General features: G+C 70.8%; 21 protein-coding genes and 1 tRNA gene. 15 read left to right on the top strand and 7 right to left on the bottom strand.

Going from position 1 to position 22,038, the window contains the following annotated elements; translation table 11 throughout:
* The first annotated feature begins 39 nt into the window (after nt 1–39).
* The 13 genes from lpdA to FJ091_08635 all read left to right on the top strand — a co-directional run bounded on the left by lpdA (nt 40) and on the right by FJ091_08635 (nt 13,455).
* Nucleotides 40–1,434: a dihydrolipoyl dehydrogenase gene (gene lpdA / locus FJ091_08695; protein MBM4383433.1), complete on the top strand. Its 1,395-nt coding sequence runs from the start codon at nt 40–42 to the stop codon at nt 1,432–1,434.
* Nucleotides 1,435–1,446: 12 nt separating this feature from the next.
* Entirely contained in the window at nt 1,447–2,706 is a 1,260-nt protein-coding gene (locus tag FJ091_08690) for a 2-oxo acid dehydrogenase subunit E2 (GenBank protein MBM4383432.1), read from the top strand.
* Nucleotides 2,707–2,994: 288 nt separating this feature from the next.
* Complete coding sequence (locus tag FJ091_08685) at nt 2,995–3,747, top strand: lipoyl(octanoyl) transferase (protein ID MBM4383431.1); 753 nt, start codon at nt 2,995–2,997, stop codon at nt 3,745–3,747.
* Nucleotides 3,748–3,767: 20 nt separating this feature from the next.
* On the top strand, nt 3,768–4,655 hold the full coding sequence (gene lipA / locus FJ091_08680; protein ID MBM4383430.1) for a lipoyl synthase: 888 nt from the start codon (nt 3,768–3,770) through the stop codon (nt 4,653–4,655).
* A 61-nt stretch (nt 4,656–4,716) separates the two neighbouring features.
* Nucleotides 4,717–6,384 carry a tetratricopeptide repeat protein gene (locus FJ091_08675; GenBank protein ID MBM4383429.1) on the top strand — a complete coding sequence of 556 codons (1,668 nt, stop codon included), beginning with the start codon at nt 4,717–4,719 and terminating at the stop codon, nt 6,382–6,384.
* Nucleotides 6,381–6,818 (top strand): hypothetical protein, encoded by a 438-nt coding sequence (locus FJ091_08670; GenBank protein MBM4383428.1) that lies wholly within the window; start codon nt 6,381–6,383, stop codon nt 6,816–6,818. The genes FJ091_08675 and FJ091_08670 overlap by 4 nt, the downstream gene beginning before the upstream one ends.
* 33 nt (nt 6,819–6,851) lie before the next feature.
* Nucleotides 6,852–8,021, top strand: a complete 1,170-nt coding sequence (locus FJ091_08665) for a hypothetical protein (GenBank protein MBM4383427.1) — start codon at nt 6,852–6,854, stop codon at nt 8,019–8,021.
* Nucleotides 8,021–9,664 carry a hypothetical protein gene (locus FJ091_08660; protein ID MBM4383426.1) on the top strand — a complete coding sequence of 548 codons (1,644 nt, stop codon included), beginning with the start codon at nt 8,021–8,023 and terminating at the stop codon, nt 9,662–9,664. Before FJ091_08665 ends, FJ091_08660 begins: the two co-directional genes overlap by 1 nt.
* A gap of 64 nt (nt 9,665–9,728) precedes the next feature.
* On the top strand, nt 9,729–10,304 hold the full coding sequence (locus FJ091_08655) for an NADH-quinone oxidoreductase subunit I (protein MBM4383425.1): 576 nt from the start codon (nt 9,729–9,731) through the stop codon (nt 10,302–10,304).
* A 168-nt stretch (nt 10,305–10,472) separates the two neighbouring features.
* Entirely contained in the window at nt 10,473–10,919 is a 447-nt protein-coding gene (locus FJ091_08650) for an NADH-quinone oxidoreductase subunit C (GenBank protein ID MBM4383424.1), read from the top strand.
* 5 nt (nt 10,920–10,924) lie between these two features.
* Nucleotides 10,925–12,163 (top strand): NADH-quinone oxidoreductase subunit D, encoded by a 1,239-nt coding sequence (locus FJ091_08645; protein MBM4383423.1) that lies wholly within the window; start codon nt 10,925–10,927, stop codon nt 12,161–12,163.
* Nucleotides 12,160–12,411 (top strand): hypothetical protein, encoded by a 252-nt coding sequence (locus tag FJ091_08640; GenBank protein ID MBM4383422.1) that lies wholly within the window; start codon nt 12,160–12,162, stop codon nt 12,409–12,411. The genes FJ091_08645 and FJ091_08640 overlap by 4 nt, the downstream gene beginning before the upstream one ends.
* A 699-nt stretch (nt 12,412–13,110) precedes the next feature.
* Nucleotides 13,111–13,455, top strand: a complete 345-nt coding sequence (locus FJ091_08635) for a hypothetical protein (GenBank protein ID MBM4383421.1) — start codon at nt 13,111–13,113, stop codon at nt 13,453–13,455.
* Between the two features lie 3 nt (nt 13,456–13,458).
* On the opposite strand, the gene FJ091_08630 is transcribed toward FJ091_08635, so the two are convergent.
* From FJ091_08630 to crcB, 3 genes are all read right to left on the bottom strand, one after another.
* Entirely contained in the window at nt 13,459–14,670 is a 1,212-nt protein-coding gene (locus tag FJ091_08630) for a CoA transferase (protein MBM4383420.1), read from the bottom strand.
* 48 nt (nt 14,671–14,718) lie between these two features.
* Nucleotides 14,719–15,636 (bottom strand): cytochrome P450, encoded by a 918-nt coding sequence (locus FJ091_08625; GenBank protein ID MBM4383419.1) that lies wholly within the window; start codon nt 15,634–15,636, stop codon nt 14,719–14,721.
* Nucleotides 15,637–15,801: 165 nt separating this feature from the next.
* Nucleotides 15,802–16,167 carry a fluoride efflux transporter CrcB gene (gene crcB, locus FJ091_08620; GenBank protein MBM4383418.1) on the bottom strand — a complete coding sequence of 122 codons (366 nt, stop codon included), beginning with the start codon at nt 16,165–16,167 and terminating at the stop codon, nt 15,802–15,804.
* Nucleotides 16,168–16,523: 356 nt separating this feature from the next.
* Between crcB and FJ091_08615 the strand changes: the two genes are divergently transcribed.
* Together FJ091_08615 and FJ091_08610 are read left to right on the top strand one after the other, a co-directional pair.
* Nucleotides 16,524–16,676, top strand: coding sequence for a hypothetical protein (locus FJ091_08615; GenBank protein MBM4383417.1), 153 nt, complete (start codon nt 16,524–16,526; stop codon nt 16,674–16,676).
* 252 nt (nt 16,677–16,928) lie between these two features.
* Nucleotides 16,929–17,002, top strand: a tRNA-Cys gene (locus FJ091_08610).
* A gap of 43 nt (nt 17,003–17,045) precedes the next feature.
* Here the strand turns inward: FJ091_08610 and FJ091_08605 are convergent.
* The 4 genes from FJ091_08605 to FJ091_08590 all read right to left on the bottom strand — a co-directional run bounded on the left by FJ091_08605 (nt 17,046) and on the right by FJ091_08590 (nt 21,949).
* Nucleotides 17,046–17,354 carry a hypothetical protein gene (locus tag FJ091_08605; GenBank protein ID MBM4383416.1) on the bottom strand — a complete coding sequence of 103 codons (309 nt, stop codon included), beginning with the start codon at nt 17,352–17,354 and terminating at the stop codon, nt 17,046–17,048.
* Nucleotides 17,355–17,592: 238 nt separating this feature from the next.
* Nucleotides 17,593–19,128 carry a wax ester/triacylglycerol synthase family O-acyltransferase gene (locus FJ091_08600; protein MBM4383415.1) on the bottom strand — a complete coding sequence of 512 codons (1,536 nt, stop codon included), beginning with the start codon at nt 19,126–19,128 and terminating at the stop codon, nt 17,593–17,595.
* A 158-nt stretch (nt 19,129–19,286) separates the two neighbouring features.
* Nucleotides 19,287–20,948, bottom strand: a complete 1,662-nt coding sequence (locus FJ091_08595) for an amidohydrolase family protein (protein MBM4383414.1) — start codon at nt 20,946–20,948, stop codon at nt 19,287–19,289.
* Nucleotides 20,949–21,139: 191 nt separating this feature from the next.
* Nucleotides 21,140–21,949, bottom strand: a complete 810-nt coding sequence (locus tag FJ091_08590) for an enoyl-CoA hydratase/isomerase family protein (GenBank protein ID MBM4383413.1) — start codon at nt 21,947–21,949, stop codon at nt 21,140–21,142.
* Nucleotides 21,950–22,038: the final 89 nt, after the last annotated feature.

Here is a 22,038-nt window from a genome sequence, read left to right as displayed (position 1 = left end):
ACGGCCACGCCGATCCGTCTCGCTTCGAGAGGAAATCGCGTGAGCAGCTCGAGCTTCGACCTCGCCGTGATCGGCGCCGGCCCCGGCGGCTACGTCGCCGCGATCCGCGCCGCGCAGCTCGGCATGCGCGTCGCCGTCGTCGAGGCGGATCGGCTTGGCGGCGTGTGCCTCAACTGGGGCTGCATCCCGTCGAAGGCGCTCCTCACCGGCGCGGAGCTGGTGGAGAACCTCACGCAGCACGGCGCGACGTTCGGCGTGAGCGCGAGCGGCATCACGCTCGACTACGGGAAGCTGATCGATCACTCGCGCGCGACGGCAGATCGGCTCAACAAGGGCGTCACGTCGCTGTTCAAGAAGAACAAGATCGAGTGGCTACACGGGCGCGGTCGGCTCGACGGCGCGAACCGCGTGGTCGTCACGGGCGCGGGCGAGCGCGCCATCGACGCGAAGCACGTGCTGCTCGCGACGGGCTCTAGCGAGTGGGCGCAGCCGAGCATTCCGATCGACGGCGTGCGCGTGCTCACCTCGCGCGAGGCGCTCGAGTCGCGGCGCGTGCCGGGCACGCTGCTCGTGATCGGAGCGGGCGCGGTGGGCATGGAGTTCGCGTACGTCTACGCGATGTACGGTGCGCAGGTCACGATGGTGGAGATGGCGGACCAGATGCTGCCGGGCGCGGACAAGGAAGTGGCCGCGACCGTGGCGCGCGAGTTCGCGAAGAAAAAGATCGCGGTGCGCACGAGCACGAAGTTCGAGCAGCTGAAGATCGAGGGCTCGGGCGTTCGCGTGACCGTCTCGAAGAACGGCGCGAGCGAGGAGCTCACGTTCGATCAGGTGCTCGTCGCGATCGGGCGGCGCGCGCTGTCGAGCGATCTCGGGCTCGAGAGCGCGGGCGTCACGCTCGACGCGCGCGGCTTCGTGCAGGTCGACGAGCACTTCCGCACCGCCGCGCCGAGCGTCTCCGCGATCGGCGACGTGATTGGCGGCGCGCTGCTCGCGCACAAGGCGAGCGAGCAGGGCATCCAGACCGTCGAGCTGATCGCGGGCGCGCGCAAGCACGCTCACGCCTTCCACATCCCGTTCTGCATCTACGCGCAGCCGCAGGTCGCGTGGATCGGGCTCACCGAGGAGCAGGCGCGCGCGAAGTACGGCGAGGTGCGCGTGGGCAAGTTCCCGTTCACGGCTTCGGGCAAAGCGATCGCCGCCGCGCACACCGCGGGCTTCGCGAAGATCCTCGCCGAGCCGAAGCACGGCGAGATCGTGGGCGCGCACATCGTCGGCCACGGCGCGACGGACCTGATCGCCGAGATCGGCCTCGCGATGACGCTCGAGTCGACCACGGCCGAGGTCGCGTCGACCTGCCACGCGCATCCGACGCTGTCGGAGGCGATTCTCGAATCCGCGCTGGCCGCCGAAGGCCGCGCGATCAACTTCTAACGAGGCCCTGTCATGGCGATCGCGGTCCGCGTCCCCGAGCTAGGTGAAAGCGTCGCCAACGGCACCATCGCGCGTTGGTTCGTGAAGGAAGGGGATCGCGTCGAGCGCGATCAGCCGCTCGTGGAGATCACCACCGACAAGGTGGACGCCGAGATTCCCGCGCCGGCGGCCGGAGTTGTTACGGCGCTGCTCGCCTCGGAGGGCGAGGTGGTGAACGTGGGCGCCGAGATCGCGCGCATCGAGGAAGGCGCGAGCGCGGGTGCGAGCGCCCCGGCTGCGAAGCCCGCACCGAGCGCGCCCGCCGACGACGCGCCGCGCGCGACGCCGATGGCGAAGCGCGTGGCCGCGGACGCGGGCGTCGATCTCGCGGGAGTTTCCGGCAGCGGCGTTTCGGGCCGCGTGATGAAGGCCGACGTGATCGATCGCATCGCCGCCGCGCCTCCGCCGCCCGAGCTCGTGGCCGCCGCGGCTGCTCCCGCAAAGGCGCCCGCGCCCGCGAAGAAGTCCGCAGCTGCGCGCGCGCAGCAAGACGCGGACACGAAGGCGCGCTTCGGCAGCTACGCGATCCAAGAGGGCGACCGCGTCGTCCCGATGTCGCCGCTGCGCAAGCTCGTCGCGGACCACATGGTCTACTCGAAGCGCACGAGCCCTCACGTCGGCACCGTCGCCGAGATCGACATGGGCGGCGTCGCCGCGGTGCGCGACGCGCAGAAGAAGGCGTTCGAGGCGGCGCACGGCTTCGGCCTCACGTTCCTCCCGTTCATCGTGCACGCCGCGGTGCGCGCGCTGCGCGAGTACCCCGCGCTGAACGCTTCGGTGCTCGAAGACGCGATCGTCGAGAAGCGCGACATCCACATCGGCATCGCCACCGAGACCGACAAAGGCCTCGTCGTGCCGGTGGTACGGAACGCCGATCGCCTCTCGCTCGCGGGCCTCGCGGCGGCGATCGAGGATCTGTCGAGCCGCGCGCGCAGCAAGAAGCTCACGGCGGACGAGCTGAAGGGCGGCACCTTCACGATCTCGAATCCGGGGCGGAAGGGGAATCTCTACGGCTTCGCGATCATCAACCAGCCGCAGGTCGGCATCCTGCGCATGGGCGAGATGGTGAAGCGCCCGGTGGTGCGCAGCGTCGCGGGCCAGGACGCGATCGTGATCCGCCCGATGATGCACCTCGCGCTCTCGTACGATCACCGCGCCGTCGACGGCGCCCCCGCGAACGGCTTCCTCTACCGCGTGCGCGAGCTGCTCGAGGCGGCGGAGTTCGACCTGTAAGCGCTAGAACCCATCTCAGAATTCCGGACCGAGCCCGGCGCGCGGATTTGGCCGGCTGGCGAGGCGCGCGAGCGAAGGCGTATCCGTCGATACTTCGAGCGAAGCGCAACGAAGCCAGACGGACGAAGACGCGTGCCCGGCGACGGGAGGAGTTCTGAGATGGGTTCTAGAACCTTCCGACCGAGAAGCCCCGACCGAATCCGGCTCGAGGAGCCGCAAGCGACCCGCGACGGCGCCGCCGGTGCAGGTCGCGCGCGGCAAGGCGAGGCCGAGCGGAGCTCGCAAGAAATGGCCCTCGCGCTCGAGACCCGCTGGCTCGGCACCGTCGCGTACGACGACGCGCTCGCGCGCCAGCTCGCGGCCGTCGAAGCGCGGCGGGCGGGCGGGCCCGATCGTCTGCTGCTGCTCGAGCATCCGCCCGTCGTCACGCTCGGCCGCAGCGCGAAGCCCGAGAACTTGCTCACGCCGCGCGCCGAGCTCGCCGCGCGCGGCGTCGCCGTGCACGAGATCGCGCGCGGCGGCGACGTCACGTGGCACGGCCCCGGGCAGCTCGTCGGCTACGTCATCGCGGACCTCGCGGCGCGCGGCGCGCAGGACGTGTCGCTCTGGCTGCGCGGCATCGAGGCGTGCTTGATCGAGGCGCTCGCGGAGCTGGGCGTGCCGGCGAAGCGCGTCGAAGGAATGACCGGCGTGTTCGTGGATGACTCGATCCCGCCAAGGTCCGCGCAGGCGGCCGCAAGCGCGACGGAGTCGCGCGCGCAGCGAGGCGCAGCCGAGCGAAGGGAACGCGGCCAGCGCAAGATCGCGTCGATCGGCGTGGGCCTGAAGGGCTGGATCACCTACCACGGCTTCGCGCTCAACGTGACGCCCGATCTCGCCGGCTTCGGCGACATCGTGCCGTGCGGACTCTCTGGCGTCACGATGACCTCGGTCGCGCGCGAGCTCGCCCTGACAAGCGAGTTCGGCAGCGCGGCGGAGCGCTCGCTCTTCGCGAGCGCGCGCGAGCGCGTCGGCGCGGCATTCGAGCGGGCGCTCGCGTGACGCGCCCGCCGGACCAGCGCGTGGCACGGCCGCAGGAAAATCGCGCCGTGCCGACGGACCGCGGCGCGAAGCCGCCGTGGCTGAAGGTGCGCGTGCGCACCACGCCCGAGCTCGAGCGCGTGCACCAGATCGTGCGCGACGAGAAGCTCCACACGGTCTGTTCCTCGGCGAGCTGCCCGAATCTCTCGGAGTGCTGGTCGCGCGGCACCGCCACGTTCATGATCGGCGGCAACGACTGCACGCGGCGCTGCGGCTTTTGCGACGTCGCGACGGGGCGGCCCGAGGCGCTCGATCCCTTCGAGCCCGCGCGCGTCGCCAGAGCGGTCGAGCAGCTCGGGCTCAAGTTCGCCGTCGTGACCTGCGTCGCGCGCGACGACCTCGCCGACGGCGGCGCCGCGCAGATGGCCGCGACGGTGCGCGCGATCCGGCGGCGCTGCCCCGGCACCGGAGTCGAGGTGCTGATCGCGGATTATCAGGGCGACGAAGCGGCGCTAGCGGCCGTGCTCGATGCGGGCCCCGACGTGCTCAACCACAACCTCGAGACGGTGGCGCGCCTCCAGCGCCGCGTGCGCCCGGCGGCGAGCTACGAGCGCTCGCTGTTCGTGCTGCGCCGTGCCGGTGAGCTGCGCCCCGACATCCCCACCAAGTCGGGCCTGATCCTCGGCATGGGCGAGCGCGACGACGAGATTCGCCAGGCGCTCGCGGACCTGCGCGCCGCCGGCGTCTCGCTGCTCACGATGGGGCAGTACCTGCGGCCTTCTGCCGATCACTTGCCGGTCGACCGCTACGTGAGCCCCGCCGAGTTCGACGCGTTCGCAGACTTCGCGCGCGCCCTCGGGTTCCGGGATGTGGCCGCGGGACCGCTGGTGCGCAGCTCGTACCACGCGGAGCAGCTCGCGCAGCGCTGACGCGCAGTTTCGCGGCACTCTGCCTGCCACATCGAGCCGGTTTCGGGCCACTTTCTCCGCGATGGGTGCCATCGCCGCCGCCACGACTCCGCCTGCCGCGCGCTCCGGCTGGCTGTTCGGGCCCGCGCCGGATCTCCTGCTCGGCTGCGGCGCGCTCTCGCTGCTCGCGTTCGGCGCGTTCATGCTCGGCGGCGAGCGGCTGCGCATCGCGCAGCCGGCGCTCGTGTTCCCGCTCGGCGTGCTGCTGCTCGGCATGCCGCACTACGGCGGCACGCTGCTGCGCGTGTACGAGCGCGCGCGCGACCGCCGCAGCTACGCCGTGTTTTCCTACGGCGCGACCGCGGCCGTCGCAGCGTGGTTAGCGCTCGCGCTGATCGAGCCGGTCGCGGGAACCTGGCTCGCGACGCTCTATCTGACGTGGAGCCCGTGGCACTACACCGGCCAGAACTACGGCCTGGCGGTGATGTTCCTCGGCCGGCGCGGCGTCGCAGTGGACGCCAAGGACAAGCGCTGGCTGTGGGCCGCATTCGCGCTCTCGTACGCGCTCACGTTCGTCTCGATGCACGCGCAGACGCCCGGCGAGGTCGAGGCGCCCGTGCAGTACGCGAGCTACGCGCTGCACGTCGGTCGCCTCGGGATTCCTCTCGCGCTCGCGCAGCCGCTCACGCTCGCGCTCGGCGCCGCCGCGCTGGCGTGCCTCGTGCGTGCCGGGGTCGGACTCGCGCGCAGCGCTCCGAGCCTCGCCGCGCTCGGTCCCGCAGCGCTGCTCGCCGCATCGCAGGCGCTCTGGTTCGCGCTCCCCGCCGCGGCGCTGATGTTGAACACGTCGTTCGGATTCGAAGCCTTCGACTGGCGCCAGCGCGCCCATTACGTCACTTGGATCGCGCTGTTCCACTCGGCGCAGTACCTGTGGGTGACGACTTATTACGCTCGCCAGAGCGAGTCGTGGAGCGGCTTCGCGCCGTATGCAGCGAAGGTGCTCGCCTCCGGCGCCGCGATCTGGACGCTGCCGTCGCTCGCGTTCGGCCCCGCGGCGCTCGGCGTCAGCTCGATGGACGCGGGTCTCGCGCTGTTGATCGCGTCGGCAGTGAACGTCCACCACTTCATCCTCGACGGCGCGATCTGGAAGCTGCGCGGGCGCATCGGCGAGATCCTGATCCGCGCCGCGCGCGAGGGCGCCGACGGCGAGCGGCCGAGCCTCGTGCTGCGGCCGCTCGTGTGGACGACCTGCGCGGCGCTGTTCGCGGCTGCGCTCTGGCTCGTACTCGAGGAAGAGCGCTCGCGCGGCGCGCTCGCAGCCGGCGACATCGCCGGCGCCGAGGCGAGCCAAGCGCGCCTCGCGCAGCTCGGGCGCGACGACGCGGCGACGCGGCTCGCGCTCGCGGAGGCGCAGCTCTCGGCGCGCGACCTCGCCGCCGCACGCGCGAACACCGAGCGCTCGCACGCGCTCGCGCCGACGCTCGCGTCGCAGTTGTTACTGGCGAAGCTCGCCTTCGCCGAGGGCGACTTCGCGCGCGCCGCCGAGGCGATCGAGGTTGCGATCGAGTCCGCACCCGAGAGCGCGAACTTGCACGCCGAGGCGGCGCGCGCGTGGCTCGCCGCGGGCCGCGCGCCGCGCGCGCTGCCGCACTTCGACCGCGCGCTCGCGCTCGCGCCGGACGACGCCGAGGTGCGCAGCGAGCGCGATCGGCTCGCACGCCTGATCGGCCCCGGCGCGGGGGCTCCATGAGCAGCGCGGCGACGAGCGCGCCTACGCCGTGGCTGTTCGGCCGCTGGCGCGATCTGCTGTTCGGCTGCGGCGCGCTCTACACGCTCGCGTTCGCGCTGCTTCTCGCGGCGGGTCCCGAAGTGCGTGCGGCTCAGCCCGCGCTGCTCTTCCCGCTGCTCCTCACGTTCGCGTCGATGCCTCACTACGGCGCCACGCTGCTGCGCGTCTACGAGCGCTCGCGCGACCGCCGCAGCTACGCGCTGTTCTCGCTCTGGGCGACGCTCGCGGTCGCCGCGTGGTTCCTCGCAGGCACGCTGAACGCCGCAGCGGGCGCGTGGCTCGTGACGCTCTACCTCACGTGGAGCCCGTGGCACTACACCGGCCAGAACTACGGCCTCGCGGTGATGTTCCTGCGCCGCGCCGGCGTCGCGATCGAGGGCGAGGAGAAGCGCTGACTCTACGCCTCCTACGCGCTCTCCTTCGTGTTCGTGTTCTTGATGCTCCATCAAGAAGTGCCCGGCGGCGCGAGCGCGTCGCTGCCGGACGGGCGGTATGGCTTGCCGGTGCGCCCGCTCGGGATTCCCGAGTCGCTCAATGCGTGGCTCCAGCCATTCGTGCTCGTCGCCTACCTGGCTGCGCTCGGACGCAGCGCGACCGGCTTGCTCGGTCGCGCGGCGCCGTCGCAGCTGCTGGCGCCAGCCTGCCTCGCGCTGACGCAGGCGCTCTGGTTCGTCGTGCCTTCAGTGGTCCGTCAGTTCGACCTCGCGACGCCGTTCGAGGTGCTCGACTGGGCGCACCACGAGCACTACTTCGTCTGGATCGCCGCCGGCCACGCAATCCAATATCTGTGGGTGACGGCATTCACCGCGCGCCACACGCCGGGTCATCAGGGATTCTTTGCCTTCTACGGCAAGGCTCTCGCATCGAGCGCGGGGGTGTGGATGCTCCCCGCGATCGCGCTCGGCCCCGCCGCGCTCGGCTGGCGCTCGCTCGACGCGGGGCTCGCGCTGCTCGTCGCCGCGGCGGTGAACGTGCACCACTTCATTCTCGACGGCGCGATCTGGAAGCTGCGCGGGCGCGTGGCGGCCGTGCTGATCCGGAACGCGGACGACGAGGCAGACGCCGCGCCGCGGCGGCCGCTCGTGCGCAACGCCGTGTGGGCGACCTGCGCGCTCGCGCTCGGCGCGGGGCTCTGGCAGGTGGCGCAGGAGGAGCTCTCGCGGCGTGCGCTCGTGCGCGGCGATCTCGCGGCGGCAGAGCGCGCAGAGGCGCGGCTGGCGTGGATCGGGCACGACCGCGCGCAGGCGCGGCGCATCCTCGGCCGCGAGCGTCTCGCCGAGGGAGACGTCGCCGCCGCGCGGGCGCAGCTCGAGCGGAGCCTCGCGCTCGAGCCTTCGCTCGCCGGACACGCGCTGCTCGCGCGGGCGCTCGCGCGAGCGGGCGATGCGCGCAGCGCCGCGACGCAGTGGGAGCACGCGGTCGCGCTCGCGCCGAACCACGCGAAGGTGCGCCGCAATGCCGCGGCGAGTCTGCTGGCGGCGGGCGATGCGCAGGCGGCGGTCGCCCACCTCGAGGCCGCGCGTCGGCTGCGCCCGCGCGACGGCGCAATCGCGCGCGAGCTTGCGCAGGCGCGCGCCGCGCTGCGGAGAACGCTCTGATGGCGGCCGCGACGAAACCCGCGAACGACGGCTGGCTGTTCGGGCGCTGGAGCGATCTCCTGCTCGGCTGCGGCCTCGCCTACGCCGCGCTGTTCGTCGCGCTCCTGTTCGTCGGCCGCGAGCTGCGCCTCGCGCAGCCGCCGCTGCTGTTCAGCCTCGCCTTTCTCGCGGTCAGCATTCCGCACTACGGCGCGACGCTGCTGCGCGTGTACGAGAACGCGCGCGACCGGCGCGCCTACGCGCTGTTCTCGATCTGGGCGACGCTCGCGCTCGTGGCGCTGTTCGCCGCCGCGGTGTTCTCGCCCGCGCTCGGAACTTTCCTCGTCACGCTCTACTTCACGTGGAGCCCGTGGCACTACACCGGCCAGAACTACGGGCTCGCGGTGATGTTCTTGCGGCGACGCGGCGTCGAGACCGCGGGCGCCGAGAAGCGCTGGCTGTACACGTCGTTCGTGCTGTCGTTCGTGCTCGTGGCGGTCGTCGCGCACGGCGCGGGCGTCGGCGTGCGCAACGCGGACCTCTACGGCGGAGCACAGGGCATCGCGTTCGCGCCGCTCGGCATTCCCGCGAGCCTGGTCGCGTGGGCGGTGCCGCTCGCGCTCGCGGGCCAGTGCATCGCGCTCGCGCTGTGCGCCGCCTCGCTGCTGCGCCGCGCTTCGCTGCGCGCGATCGCGCCCGCGCTCGCGCTGTGGGCCGCGCAGGTGCTCTGGTTCACGCTGCCGTACTTGACGCTGCACTACGGCTGGTTCGAGCACGTCGACGCGCTCGCTTGGGCCAACAACAACCACTACTTCATGTGGATCGCGCTCTCGCACGCCGCGCAGTACCTGTGGGTGACCGCGTACTACGCGAAGCAGTCGGGCGCACAGCGCAGCCTCGCGAGCTTTTGGGCGAAGTCCGCCGCCGCGGGCGCGCTGCCGTGGACGCTGCCGCTGCTCGTGCTGTGGCAGCCCGGCTTCGAGCTGCTGTCGCCTGACGCCGGCGTGCTCCTGCTCGTCGCCGCGTTCGCGAACCTCCACCACTTCGTGCTCGACGGCGCGATCTGGAAGCTGCGCGGGCGCATCGCGGAGGTGCTGATCTTCAGCCAGCCCGAGGCGTCGCTCGGCTCCGCGCGCGCGAGCTGGCTCGGGCGCGCCGCGTGGGCGCTGTGCGCGGCGCTGCTGATCGCGAACCTCGCGGGCGTGCTGCTGCACGACCGCTGGAGTCGCGCGATGAGAGCGGGCGACTTCGCGACGGCCCGCGCGTCGCTGGAGCAGCTGCGCTGGTTCGGCCTCGATCGCGGCAGCTACCACCTCGCGATCGCGCAGGCGCTGCTTCGGCTGCGCGCGTTCGAAGGCGCGCGTGCGGAATCGCGCCGCGCGATCGAGAGCGGCGGGGCCGGCTTGCAGTCGCAGCTCACGCTCGGCCTCGCGCACGCAGCGCTCGGCGACGCGCGCGAAGCTGCGCTCGCCTACGAGGCGGCGCTCGCGTTCGCACCGGAGCGCGTGCCGCTGCTGCGCCGCACCGCGCGCGCGTGGCGCGAGGCGGGTGAGCCTGCGCGCGCGCTTCCGCACCTCGAACGCGCCGCGGCGCTCGCGCCGGGCGACGATTCGCTCCGCCGCGAGCTCGAGCGCGCGCGTGCGGCTCGCAGCGAGCCTTCCTAAGCGCCGGTTTTCACGCGAAAAGCGGCAGCGAGGCCAAAATCGCTCCGCTAGCGTGCCTCGCCGCATGACCGCTCGCGTCGTCAAAGTTCGCCGCGCCGAAAAGCTCACGTTCATCGAGCGCCTCTACTTCCCGATGATCGTGAATGGCCTTTGGGTCACGAGCGCGCACTTCTTCCGGAACTTGTTCGGCTTCCTGTCGGGCAAGCGCACCGCCTTCGTCGTGCAGTGGCCCGAGGAGCGCCTCGACTTCTCGGACGCGTTCCGTGGCCAGCCCGTGTTGGTGCAGCTCGACAGCGGCAAGCCCAAGTGCGTCGCGTGTGGCCTGTGCGAGTTCGCGTGCCCCACCGACTGCATCACGATCGTGCCGGGCGAGCTCGTCGACTCGGGCATCGAGCGTTACCCGCTCGAGTTCGACATCGACATGTCGCGCTGCATGTTCTGCGGCCTGTGCGAAGAGGCGTGCCCGGAAGAAGCGATCGTGATGAGCCGCGAGGTCGAGCTCGGCGCCTTCACGCGGCCCGACATGCTCTACAAGAAAGAGCAGCTGCTCGTGCCCGAGCCGATGCTGAAGCGCCGCCTCGAGTTCATCCGCAGCGAGTACGACCGCCAGCACGCGGCGGCCGAAAAGCGACAAAGCTGAATGCACGTGCTCGAGAGCCGCCGCCGAGTCACGACCGACCGCAGCTCGAGAAGCGCAAGCCGGCCAGCACCGCGAAGCGGTGCAGCCGGCGCGCAGTGAGCCGAAGGCGAACGGAGAGTCGTAAAGATGGAAGACTTCGGCTCTGCGGCGCTCAAGCGGTTGATCGAGATGCACGGCAGCGCGCTGAAGAACACGCACGCGAACCTCGGTGACGCGACCGCGATCGTGGATCCCGCTCGCCTCGTCGACGTGATGCGCTTCCTGCGCGACGACGGCGAATGCCAGTTCGACATGCTCACGGACGTCACGGCGGTCGACTATCTCGGCGAAGAGCCGCGTTTCGAGATGGTCTACCACCTCTATTCCGTGCCGCGGAACAAGCGCCTGCGCGTGAAGGCGCGCGTCGGCGAGAAGTCGCCGGAGATCGCGACGCTGTGCGAGCTGTGGCCGTCGGCGAACTGGATGGAGCGCGAGGTGTGGGACCTCTACGGGATTCGCTTTGCGGGCCACCCCGATCTGCGCCGCATCCTGCTCTACGAAGAGTTCGAGGGCCACCCGCTGCGCAAGGACTACGCCAAAGAGAAGCGCCAGCCGCTCGTCGGGCCGAGGAATTAATCGCGATGTCGACGGACCTTCATCTGCGCGCGGAGCTCCCGGCGGATCAAGACCAACGGGGCGATCTGCACAGCGAGCATCAGATCCTGAACATGGGGCCGTCGCATCCGGCGACGCATGGCACCGTGAAGTTCGTGATCGAGCTCGACGGCGAGACGGTCGTCGACCTCGACGTGCAGGTGGGATACCTGCACCGCGGGTTCGAGAAGGAATGCGAGAGCGGCTCCTGGTATCAGGCGATCCCGTACACCGATCGCCTCAACTACAACTCGGCGATCCTGTGCAATCTCGGCTTCTGCATGGCGGTGGAGAAGCTGCTGCAGATCGAGACGCCCGAGCGCTGCCAGTGGCTGCGCGTGCTCGCGAGCGAGCTGTCGCGGCTCGGCGATCACCTGACGCGCACCGGCGCCGCTTGCCTCGAGCTGCAGGCGATGACGCCGTTCCTCTACGGCATCGAAGCGCGCGAGCTGACGTGGGATCTGCAGGAGATGCTGTGCGGCGCGCGCGTCACGTCGAACTACATCCGCATCGGCGGCGTGAAGCACGACATGGCGCCGAGCTACCCGGCCGCCGCGCGCGAGAAGATCGCGAAGATCCGCGAGCTGCTGAAGGACTTCGACGACGTCGTCACGCAGAACCGCATCTTCGTCGACCGCATGAAGGGCACCGGCGTCATCTCGAAGGAGGACTGCATCAAGTACGCGGTCACCGGCCCGATCCTGCGCTCGGTCGGCGTGCCGCTCGACGTGCGCAAGGACGAGCCGTACCTGGTGTACGACCAGATCGACTTCGACGTGCCGGTGGGCGAGGTCGGCGACAACTACGACCGCTACCTCGTGTGCGTCGAGGAGATGCACCAGAGCCTCCGCATCGTCGACCAGTGCCTCGTGAAGCTCGAGCAATTAGGGCCCGGCCCGGTGAACGTGGACGATCCGCGCGTGCGCTGGCCCGCGAAGGGCCGCGTGTTCAACGCGATGGAAGAGCTGATCCAGCAGTTCAAGAGCGTGACCGAGGGGCCGCGCGTGCCGAAGGGCGAGGCGTACTTCGCGATCGAGAGCGCGAACGGCGAGCTCGGGTTCTATCTCGTGAGCGACGGCAGCGCGCAGCCGGTGAAGGTGCGCTGCCGGCCGCCGAGCTTCATCAATCTCGCGCCGCTGCCGCTCATGGTGCGCGGGGCGATGCTCGCGGACCTGATCCCGACGTTCGACTTCATCAACATGATCGGCGGGGAGTGCGATCGATGATCGTCGGTCGCGGTGAGGTTTCGAAGCGGCTCGGTGCGCCGACGGACCAGTTCGGCAGTGTGAATGATCCGCGCACGACCGAGGAGCTCGGCGTGAAGTGGAACGAGAAGTGGTTGTATCGGGATCCGGAGCGGAAGGGGTTTGATCGGGTCGTGCTGTGGCATCGGTACGACCTGCTCGGGGTGTGGCGGATTGCGCGGGATGGAAGTGCGACGCCGGAGGCGTTGCCGGACAAGGCGGGGCACTGAGGTTCTTCGGGCTTCGCGGCGTCGAAGACTCGCCGCTCTTGCTTTGCGTGGCCCGCTCGTTCGTGGCTGCGCAGCCGGCGCGGGCCTCCGCGGGGGCTCGCCTCCGCTCGGCCGCGCGGGCGCGTCAGGCGAAGCCCTGCGCTGATCGTGCCGTCTCGCGATGCACCGGGGCGTGAGCGCGCCTCGCGCCTGGGCCGGAGCGCAGCTCACGAACCCTCCCGTCGCCCAGCGCGCGTCTTCGTCCGGCTGGCGGCGTTGCGCTTCGCTCGCCGTAGCCCTGCTACGGCTTCGCTCGCGCGCCTTGCCAGCCGGCCGAATCCGCACGCCGGGCTCGGTCCGGCTTCGTGAGCTGCGCTCGCGCTCCGCGACCCCCGCTGCGGCCCGCGCCGGCTGCTCGTGCTGAGTACGGCTCTGCGTCAGGTTTTCTTGGACGCGTGCGCGGATCGGCGCGGCTTTGAGCCGCGCCTCCCGCGCGCTTCGCGCTTCGACGGTGCGTTGGGGTTTGCGGCGGCTGGAGTTGTCACGGAGTCAGCGACGCGCGTTTTCTGGCACGCTGCTGAGATGAATGACGCGCCTCTGAGAGCTGGACCGACGCCGCTCGCGCCGTTTGGGTTGGTGTTGCATCACGATGGGCGGTGGTCGCATGAGGGGCAGGCGATTTTGCATCGGGGGATTCGGGAGCACTTCGATCGCAGCGTCGTGTTTCTGGCGAGCGAGCGGAAGTTCGTGGTGACGCTCAGGCACTTCCGGGGCGAGATCGTCGTGGAGGAGGCGGGGTTCTTCGTGCGGGAGGTCGATCTCGCGCGTGGCGAGGTCGCGCTGTCGGATGGCACGCGCGACGTGCTCGAGGTTGCGAGCTTGCACGTGTCGCCGCGGGATGGGGCGCTGCTGTGTCGCGTGAAGCGCGCCCTCGTGCCGGAGGGGCTGCTCGCGCGCTTCATGCCGGGGGCGCAGGCGGAGCTGCTTGCGGCGATCGAGCCCGACGGCGCGGGCCATTCGGTTGTTACTGGGGGGCGGCGCGTTTCGGTGCCCGAGCTCGGCTGAGGCTCAGCTCGTCGCGGATTCGGCGGCGGCGACGAGCAGGGCGATTTCTTCCGCGCTGACTCCGGACTCGCGCAGCACGGCTTCGGTGTCGGCGGAGAGGGCGGGCGCGGGCGTCGTGCCGTGGAGCGCGTGGCCGCTCATCTGGAGGGGCGGGGCGATCGTGCGGAAGTCGCCGGCGACCGGGTGCTTCACGGTGGGGAAGCTGCCGGCGGCGATGGCTTGCTCTTCGTTGACGGCTTCGGCGAGCGTGAGCACGGGCGCCCAGATCAGGCGGTGCTTCGCGAGGTGCGCCTTCCAGGCTTCGAGCGGCCTCGCCGCGAAGCGCGCGTCGAGCAGCTGGATCAGCGCGGTGTTGTTACGGAAGCGCGCGACGGCGTTGCTGAAGCGCGGATCGTTCTCGTCGATCTCCAGCGCGCGCGCGAAGGCGGGCCAGTAGCGGTCGGACTCGACCATCACGAGGAACAGCCAGCGCTCGTCCTGCGTCTCGTAGTGGTTCCAGAGCGGATTGCGCGCCGCGCGTCGATCGTGGCGCGGCGGCGTTTGGCCGGTGGCGAGCGTCATCGCGGCGTCGTTGCCGACGATGTAGAAGCCGATGTGCTGGAGCGCGACGTCGATGATCTGGCCCGGCGCGCCGGCTTCGCGCTGGCGCAGCGCGGAGAGCACGCCGACGACGAGGGCGAGAGAGGCGGAGTGATCGCCCATGCCGGGGCGCTGGAAGGCGGGCGGCGCATCGGGCTCGTGCAGCATGTCCATGAAGCCGGTGCGCGCCCAATAAGTCGAGTAGTCGAAGGCGGGCGAGTTCGCTTCGGGGCCTTTCGGTCCGTAGCCGGAGAGGCGCGCGACGATCAGCTCCGGGCGCTGCTTCCGTAACAACTCGGGGTCGAGGCCGAGCCGCGCGAGTCGCTCGGGCAGCATGTTCGTGAGGAACACGTCGGTGCGCGCGACGAGCTTCTGCAGCGCGGCGACCGCCTCCGGTAGCGCGAGGTCGAGCGCGACGGAGCGCTTGCCGCGGTTGTCCATCTGGAAGTGCGGCGCGAGGGGGAAGTCGCTGTCGAAGCCCGCGTGCTTCGGAATGCTGTGGCGGTAGATCTCGCCCCACGGCACTTCGACCTTGACGACTTCGGCGCCGAGGTCGGCCATCAGCGCCCCGGCCGCCGGTGCGGCCACGAAGCTCGCGAGCTCGACGACGCGGATTCCGGAAAGCGGTGCAGGCATGCGCGACTCCTTGCGAGCGCGCAGGCTACTCCGAGACGAGGTCGCGCTTCACGCGGCGCGCGGCGCCCTCTCGAGCTCGAGCCGCTGCGGCCCGCGCACGATGAACGACTCGATGATCGGCGGCCGCGCCTCGCGCTTGCGCAGCGCGACGAGGCGCGGCACGAGCGCTTCGAGCGCGATGCGCGCTTCGAGCCGCGCGAGCGAGGCGCCGAGGCAGAAGTGCTTGCCGAAGCCGAACGCGAGGTGGCCCTGCGGTCTGCGCGCGATGTCGAAGCGCTCGCCGCCGGGGAAGCGCCGCTCGTCGCGATTCGCGGAGCCGAGCAGCACGGCGACGACCTCGCCTCTCGCGATGCGCGTGCCCGCGATCTCGGTGTCGGCCGTCGCGGTGCGAAACACCGCCTGCACGGGCGTGTCGAAGCGCACCGCTTCTTCGATCGCGTCGGGAATCAGCGCCGGATTCGCGGCGAGCTGCGCGAGCTGATCCGGGTGATCGAGCAGCGCGCTCACCGCGTTGCCGATCAGGTTCGTCGTCGTCTCGTTGCCCGCGACGAGCAGCAGTACCACGAACATCATCGCGTCCTGCGGACTCAGCGCGTCGCCTTCGCCGCGCGAGACGATCGCGCTGATCAGGTCGTTCTGCGGCGCACGTTGCCGCGCGCGCGCGATGTCCGAGAGGTACGTGAGCAGGTCGTAGAAGGCCTGCATCAGCTCGGGCCTGAAGGGGTTGGCGCGATGTGCGCCGGTTGCGCCCGAGATGATCGCGTCCGACCAGCGCTTGAAGTCGCGCTGGCGCTCGGGCTCGACCCCCAACATCTCGGCGATCACGGTGACCGGCAGCGGCACCGAGAGATCCTCCACGAGGTCGAAGCGCTCGCCGCGATCGAGCTTCGCGACGCACTCCGCCACGACCTCTTTCGCACGCGCCTCCCACAGCGTGATGCGGCGCGGCGAGAAGCCGCGGTTCACGATCGCGCGCAGCGCATCGTGCTTCGGCCCGTCGGTCGCGATCAGGCTCGGGTTCTTGCGGAACAGGAACGGGTTGATGCGCGCGCGAATCAGCGTCGGCGCTCGCGATGTCGCGCAGCGGGTCGAACGAGATCGTCACGGGCATCTCCTGAGAAGTGAGCGCGCTTACGTCGCGTGGCGGGTGATCGCGATGCCCGCTGCGACTGCCGCGACGCCGAGCACGCTGCTCGCGAGCACGTACAAGACAGCGGCGGCGGGCCGGCCGGACTGAAGCAGCTGCCACGTCTCGAGACCGAACGCGGAGAACGTGGTGAAGCCGCCGAGCAGGCCACCGATCAGTGCGGGCCGCCACAGCGGAGGCGCGGCGGCGCGCGCCGCGAGCCACTCGTGCAGCACGCCGATCGCTAGGCAGCCCGCGAAGTTCACGAGCAGAGTTGCCCACGGAAACGCGCGAGCACCGATCGCCGCGCCGATTGCGACGCGCATCACCGCCCCGAGGCCGCCGAAGCCGAACACGAGCGCCCACTGCATCGTCGGCACGCTAGGAGGGCGCCGAGGCTTGCGCGACCGACGATCGGCGCCTGGCACGAATCGTCGGGCCGCCCCCAAAAAACACTTCCCGTTCCGCGATCGATGAGTAAGGTGGATTCAGCCGCCGATCGACCGCTCGCTTCGATGCTGGAATCGCGCTGCTGCCCGCCCCGCAATCGCGACCGACCGGCCTCAATCGGGAGGAGACGTGATGGAGGAGACTCCGCCGGGCCACTAGCCGGGCGCGTAGACCGCGCCCGAACCCGCCGCGCCGCCTCGAGCGTGCGCGGCGTGCCGCCGGCTCGCACCGGTGCGCGTTGCACCGACTGCGCCGGCGGCCTCTCGGGAGTCCGCCCATGGACGCTGCAGCCGTCGCCGTGATCGCCATGGTCTTCGTGCTCGGGCCGATCGTGCTCGTTGCGCTCGGGGGCCTCGCCACGCTGTGGATCGGGAGCCGCTACGTGCACCCGCACCACAACCAGATTCACGACCACGAAGTAAACGACTAAGAATTCGCCTCTCGCTCTGACTCCCAAAGGCGCTGCTTCCGCTTCGCGCCGCGAAGCGCCAGCGCGCGAAACCGGGTCGAGTCATGGAGCGCGAGGGCCCGCGGTGGAGCGCGCGAGCAGTCGACGCGCCCGCCGCGGGTTTCGTGTACGCGCGGGCCGCCCTCACGCAGCGAGATTCGCGTCGACGCGCGCGCGCCCCTCCGCCATCTTCCGCCGCCCGCTGGTCGGCCGCGCAAGCGCCGCTCACGGAACGGCGCCGTAGCCAAGTGGTAAGGCATGGGTCTGCAAAACCCCGATCCCCGGTTCGAATCCGGGCGGCGCCTCCAGTGGATTCAACGGGTTACGTGCCGACGTCATGCAGGGTCGAGGTCAGCGGAGCACCGCGACGGCGTCTTCGCCCAAACCGCGCAACGCGATCGACGCCTGGTAGACGTGCCAATCGACTCTCCAGCCGCGAGGAGCGGCAGCGGTCTCGAGTAGGCGCTTCAGGCGAATGTCGGGTTGTCCGGTGATGACGATGCCTCGAAACGTTGGTCGGCGTTCCCGTTTCGCGAGCCGTTCCAGCTCGGTCATGTAGTCGATCATCTGCGCCGGCAAGCCCCGATCTGCGGGGCCGTGCTTCAACTCGATGCCGACGAGCCCACGACCCTTTCGCTCCTCGCAAAGCAGGTCGATCACGCGCCGGCTGCCGGGAAATCGATACAGAGGCAGGGCTGCGTGACTTCGTCGTGGACTTCGGCCTCTGTCAGCTCTCGTTCAGTACGAGCGAACCCCTCAGCGACGCCGCGCGAGACGCGATCTCCGCGAGCGAGGCCCTGACTGCAGCGCGCTGCGCGCCTGCCCCTCGCCCCGTGTTCGACTTCGCTCGCGGAGCGCGTCGCGCGACTCCGCCGAGCCAGGACGCCGCCTGACGCGCTCAGCGTTGCGCGATGTCCTCGTCGCTCGTCCGGGAACGCGAAGCGCGAAGCGGCACGACCGCATCGCCCGCGTGCGGCGCCGGCGCTTCGGCGCGAGGCGCCGCGCCCACGACGGGCTTACGGAACACGTGCGACACCGCGGCCGTTCGCAGCTCCTCGAAGGCATCGCGCACCGAACGAACGAACGCGGCGACGTCGGGCACCAGGTCGCGGTCGACGGCGAAGCCCCAGCAGAGCCGGCCGTCGTAGCTGAAGAGCGCGATGCCGAGGCCCGTACGCGGTAGCAAGGGAACGAGGGGATACATCCCGAGCAGCTTCGCGCCGCACAGATACAGCGGGAAGTTTGGCCCCGGCACGTTCGTCACGATCAGGTTCGCCGGGCCTTCTGCGAGCCCCACCGCACTTGCGAGAACGCGCGGCGGCAGCCAGTCGGCCAGAGAGAACAAGCTGTCGAGTCCGGCCGCTGCGTCGGAGCGCTTGAGGCGCGAGGTCTCGTCGCGAATCTGGCCGAGGCGCTTCAGGGGATCCTTCTCCGCGATCGGGAGCGGCACGATCCACGACGAGACGCGATTGCCGAGCCGACCGCGCTCGCTCGGCTTGCGCATGTTCACCGGCGCGCTCACGCGGAAGTCGAGCAGCGCGGGATCCGCGCGGCGATGCATGAGATATCGCCGCACCGCGCCCGCCACCGTCGCGAGCACGACGTCGTTGAGGCTGCACCCGAGCACCTTGCGCAGCTCGAGCAAGTCATCGAGCGGCATCGTCAGCCAGTCGAGCTGGCGATGGGGTCCGACCGGGCCGTTGAGCGGCGTCGCCGACGCCGGCCGCAGCGCGTAGCTCGCGAGCTTCGCGAGCGACGCCGCACGCACCTGCGTTCGTTCGCGCGCTCCTTTGGGATCGCGCGCGGTGCCGACGAGTACTCGCGCGGCGGTCGCGATGCGCGCGCCGCCGCGCATCACCTCTTCGACCGCGAGCTCGAACGGGCCGGGTGTGGGGCGCGGTGTGTACGGCGCCGGCGCATCGACGTCGGGACGGGGCGACGGCGACAGCATGATTTGGATGAGATCCGAGCCAGCCGCGCCGTCGATCATGCAGTGATGCACCTTCGTGATCAGCGCGAACTGAGCGCCGCCCTCGACACCCTCGACGAGCCACGCCTCCCACAGCGGCCGCGCGCGATCGAGCTGCCGGGACAGCACCCACGCGGCGAAATCCTTCAGCTGCGCGAGCGAGCCGGGCTTCGGTAGCGCCGCGTGGCGCGCGTGAAAGCGCAGCTCGAAGTGGCGGTCGTCGACCCACACGGGCCGGTTTTCGAGCGGGCTGAACACGAGGCGCTGCCGGTAGCGTGGAATGCGGTGCAGGATTGCCTGCATCGACTCGAGAAAGCGCTCCATGTGGAGGCCGCCATCGTCGCGCCGCATTGGCCCTGCCTCGAAGACGCCGACGGCGGCGACGTTCATCGGGGCGTTCTCGTTCTCGGCGAGCAGGAACGTCAGGTCCTGTCCCGAAAGCCACTCGTACGCATAGCGCGGCATGGCGACCCCTCCCGAGCCGGAGAGGTCGCAAGAAGAGTGCCGTCATACGGGCGCCGCTGAGTGGCCAGCGGGTCCGCGCCGCTCACGCAGCGATCACGCACGTGCTCGCAACTGCGGCAGCCACCGCAGTCGTCCGGGTCGGCGCAGTGACGGACGCCTCAGCGCCCGATCACGGCGCCGCCGCGTAGCCCCGTGTGCTCGTCATTCTCGAGGATCGGCACGCCGTTGCACAGCGTGGCGCGGTAGCCGCGGCCGCGCTGCACGAAGCGGCCGGCGCCGTTCGGGAAGTCGCGCACGTATTCGGGCATGCGTTCGCTCACGCGGGCGAGGTCGATCACGTTCACGTCGGCCTTGAGGCCCGCTTCGAGCCTGCCGCGATCTTTCAGGCCCATGATGCGCGCTGGCATCGCGCTCATGCGGCGCACCGCTTCTTCCGTCGTGAAGAGGCCGCGCTCGCGCACCCAGTGGGCGAGCACGAACGAGCACCAGCCCGAGTCCATCACCTGGCCGACGTGCGCGCCGGCGTCGCCGAGGCCCGGCAGGATGTGGCCGCCCGAGATCAGGTCCTCGACGGCGCGCAGGTTCGGGTTGAAGAAGAGCTTCGTGAAGAGCGCCTTGCCGCGCGTCTCGCGCTGCATGCGCAGGAACGTCTCGGCCTCCGTCTCGCCCGCGAGCTTCGCGAGATGCGCGAGCGAGGTCTCCATGCGGAACACGTAGTCGGGCGTGTCGCCACTGCCGAGATGGAAGGTCGGCACCTTCGCCATGAAGCTCGTGTCCGCGTTCGCATCGGCGACGAGGCGCGCGCAGAAGTCGGCGTCGTCGAGCGCCGCGAGCCGCTCCGCGAAGCTCCGCGCGGCGAGCTCCTTCCAGGCGCCGCTGCGCCAGGGCAGCTCGTTCACGAGGCCCGTAACAAATCCCGACCCGCGCGGGATCGCGACGCAGCTCACGTCGAGGCCGTCGGCGCGCATGCCGTCGACGATCGCGTTGAGGCGCTTGCCCGAGGCGTCGGAGTTGCCCGCGGTCACGCTGAACAGCACGCGGTCGCCAGTCGCCTCGGCCTCTTTGCGGATCAGCGCCATCTCGTGGTCGAACTTGCCCGAGAGGTCGAGCACGTTTTGCATGAGCCCGCCGCCCGCGCGCTTCACGGCGCGCGCGATGCGCACGAGCTCTTCGGCGCTCGCGTGCGTGCCGGGCACGTCGCGGCCGTCGGGCAGCACGTGGCCGATCAGGCGCGAGGTCGAGAATCCGACCGCGCCCTGGCGCACGGACTCGCCGACCACTTCCGCGATGCGATCCATCTCGGCGTCGGTCGGCTGCTCGTCGACGGCGCGCTCGCCCATCACGTAGAAGCGCACCGCGCAGTGGCCGACGAGCCCCGCGACGTTGATCGCGGGCGCCGTCGTGCGCAGCGCGTCGAGGTAGCCGCCGTAGCCTTCCCAGTTCCAGGGCAGGCCCTCGAGGATCGCGCGGCGCGGGATGTCCTCGACCGTCTCCATCATGCCCGCGAGCGTCGCCGCATCGCCCGGCCGCACCGGCGCGAAGGTGACGCCGCAGTTCCCTAACAACGCGCTCGTCACGCCGTGCCACGAAAGCGGCGTCAGCAGCGGGTCCCACGCGATCTGCGCGTCGAGGTGCGTGTGGATGTCGACGAAGCCCGGCGTGACCGCGTGCCCGCGCGCGTCGATCTCGCGCTTGCCGGGTGCGGAGACCGCGCCGACCGCGGTGATCGTGTCGCCATCGATGGCGACGTCGCCGCGAAAGGCAGGCTTGCCCGTGCCGTCGATGATGTCCCCGCCCCGAATCACGAGATCGTGCGCCATGAAGCCTCCAGGAGTTCGCGCACGGTACCGAAGTGCCGGCCGACGCCACGTAGCCAGCAACCACTCCCTGACGACGAAACGCGGGCTCGATATGAACCGCAAGCCGCGAGCCGGAGTCCGCGGAGGCGAGCGAAGTGCAAAGAAACGAGGCTGCTCCGTGCCGCGCCGATCCCTCCGCAGAACGCAGTCCCTCAGCGCTCCCTGAACGCGGGCTTCCTCCGTTCGACGTGGCTCCGCACGCCCTCGCGGTGGTCCTCCGTCTTCCACAGCTCGTCCGACAGCAGGCGTCCGTACTCCTCGAGCGCATCGGGGTCGACGGTGAGGCCGCGGCGCACCACGCGCTTGATCGCGCGCTGCGCGAGCGGCGCTCCCCACGAGAGCTTCTCGGCGAGGGCGTCGACCGCGGCGGCGAGCTCGCTGTCGGGCACGACGCGCGAGACCAGGCCGAGCCGCTCCGCTTCGTGTGCGTCGACGAGCTCGCCCGAGAGCAGCAGCTCCATCGCGCGCGAGAGGCCGACGATGCGCGGCAGGAGGTACGTGCCGCCGATGCTGCCGATCACGCCGCGGCGCACGAAGTAGCTGCCGAGCTTCGCGCGCTCGCTCGCGATGCGGATGTCGCAGAGCAGCGCGAGGTCCATGCCCATGCCGACCGCGGGGCCGTTGATCGCGGCGATGGTCGGCTTCGTGCACGCGAGAATCGCGCCGACCACGGGGGTCGCGGCGCCGTGGCGCGAGCGGTAGCGCGCGAGCGTGGCGTCGCTGCGCTTCGAGGGGTGCTGGTCCTCGCTGAGGAAGATCTCGTTGAAGTCGTCGCCGGCGCAGAAGCCTCGACCTTCGCCGGAGAGCACGATGAAGCGCGTGTCGCGATCGGCGTCGGCGTCCTCGAAGGCGTGCGTGAGCTCGACGTAGGTTTTGGGGCGCACCGCGTTCATCGCGTCGGGGCGATTCAGCACGATCCAATGGCACGCGCCGCGCTTCTCGGTGCGGATGTCGGTGTACATGGCGGGCCTCCTGGCTGCGGAGCGTGCACCAAGAGGAGGGTGCCGCGCAGGGCGCTACTTCGTCGTCCACCGCAGCCAAGCGGCGCGCT

It is taken from the genome of Deltaproteobacteria bacterium (assembly GCA_016875395.1).
Classification (GTDB): domain Bacteria; phylum Myxococcota_A; class UBA9160; order UBA9160; family UBA6930; genus VGRF01.
The sequence above is the reverse complement of the archived record's forward strand: the minus strand, read 5'-3'. Positions and strand labels throughout refer to the sequence as shown.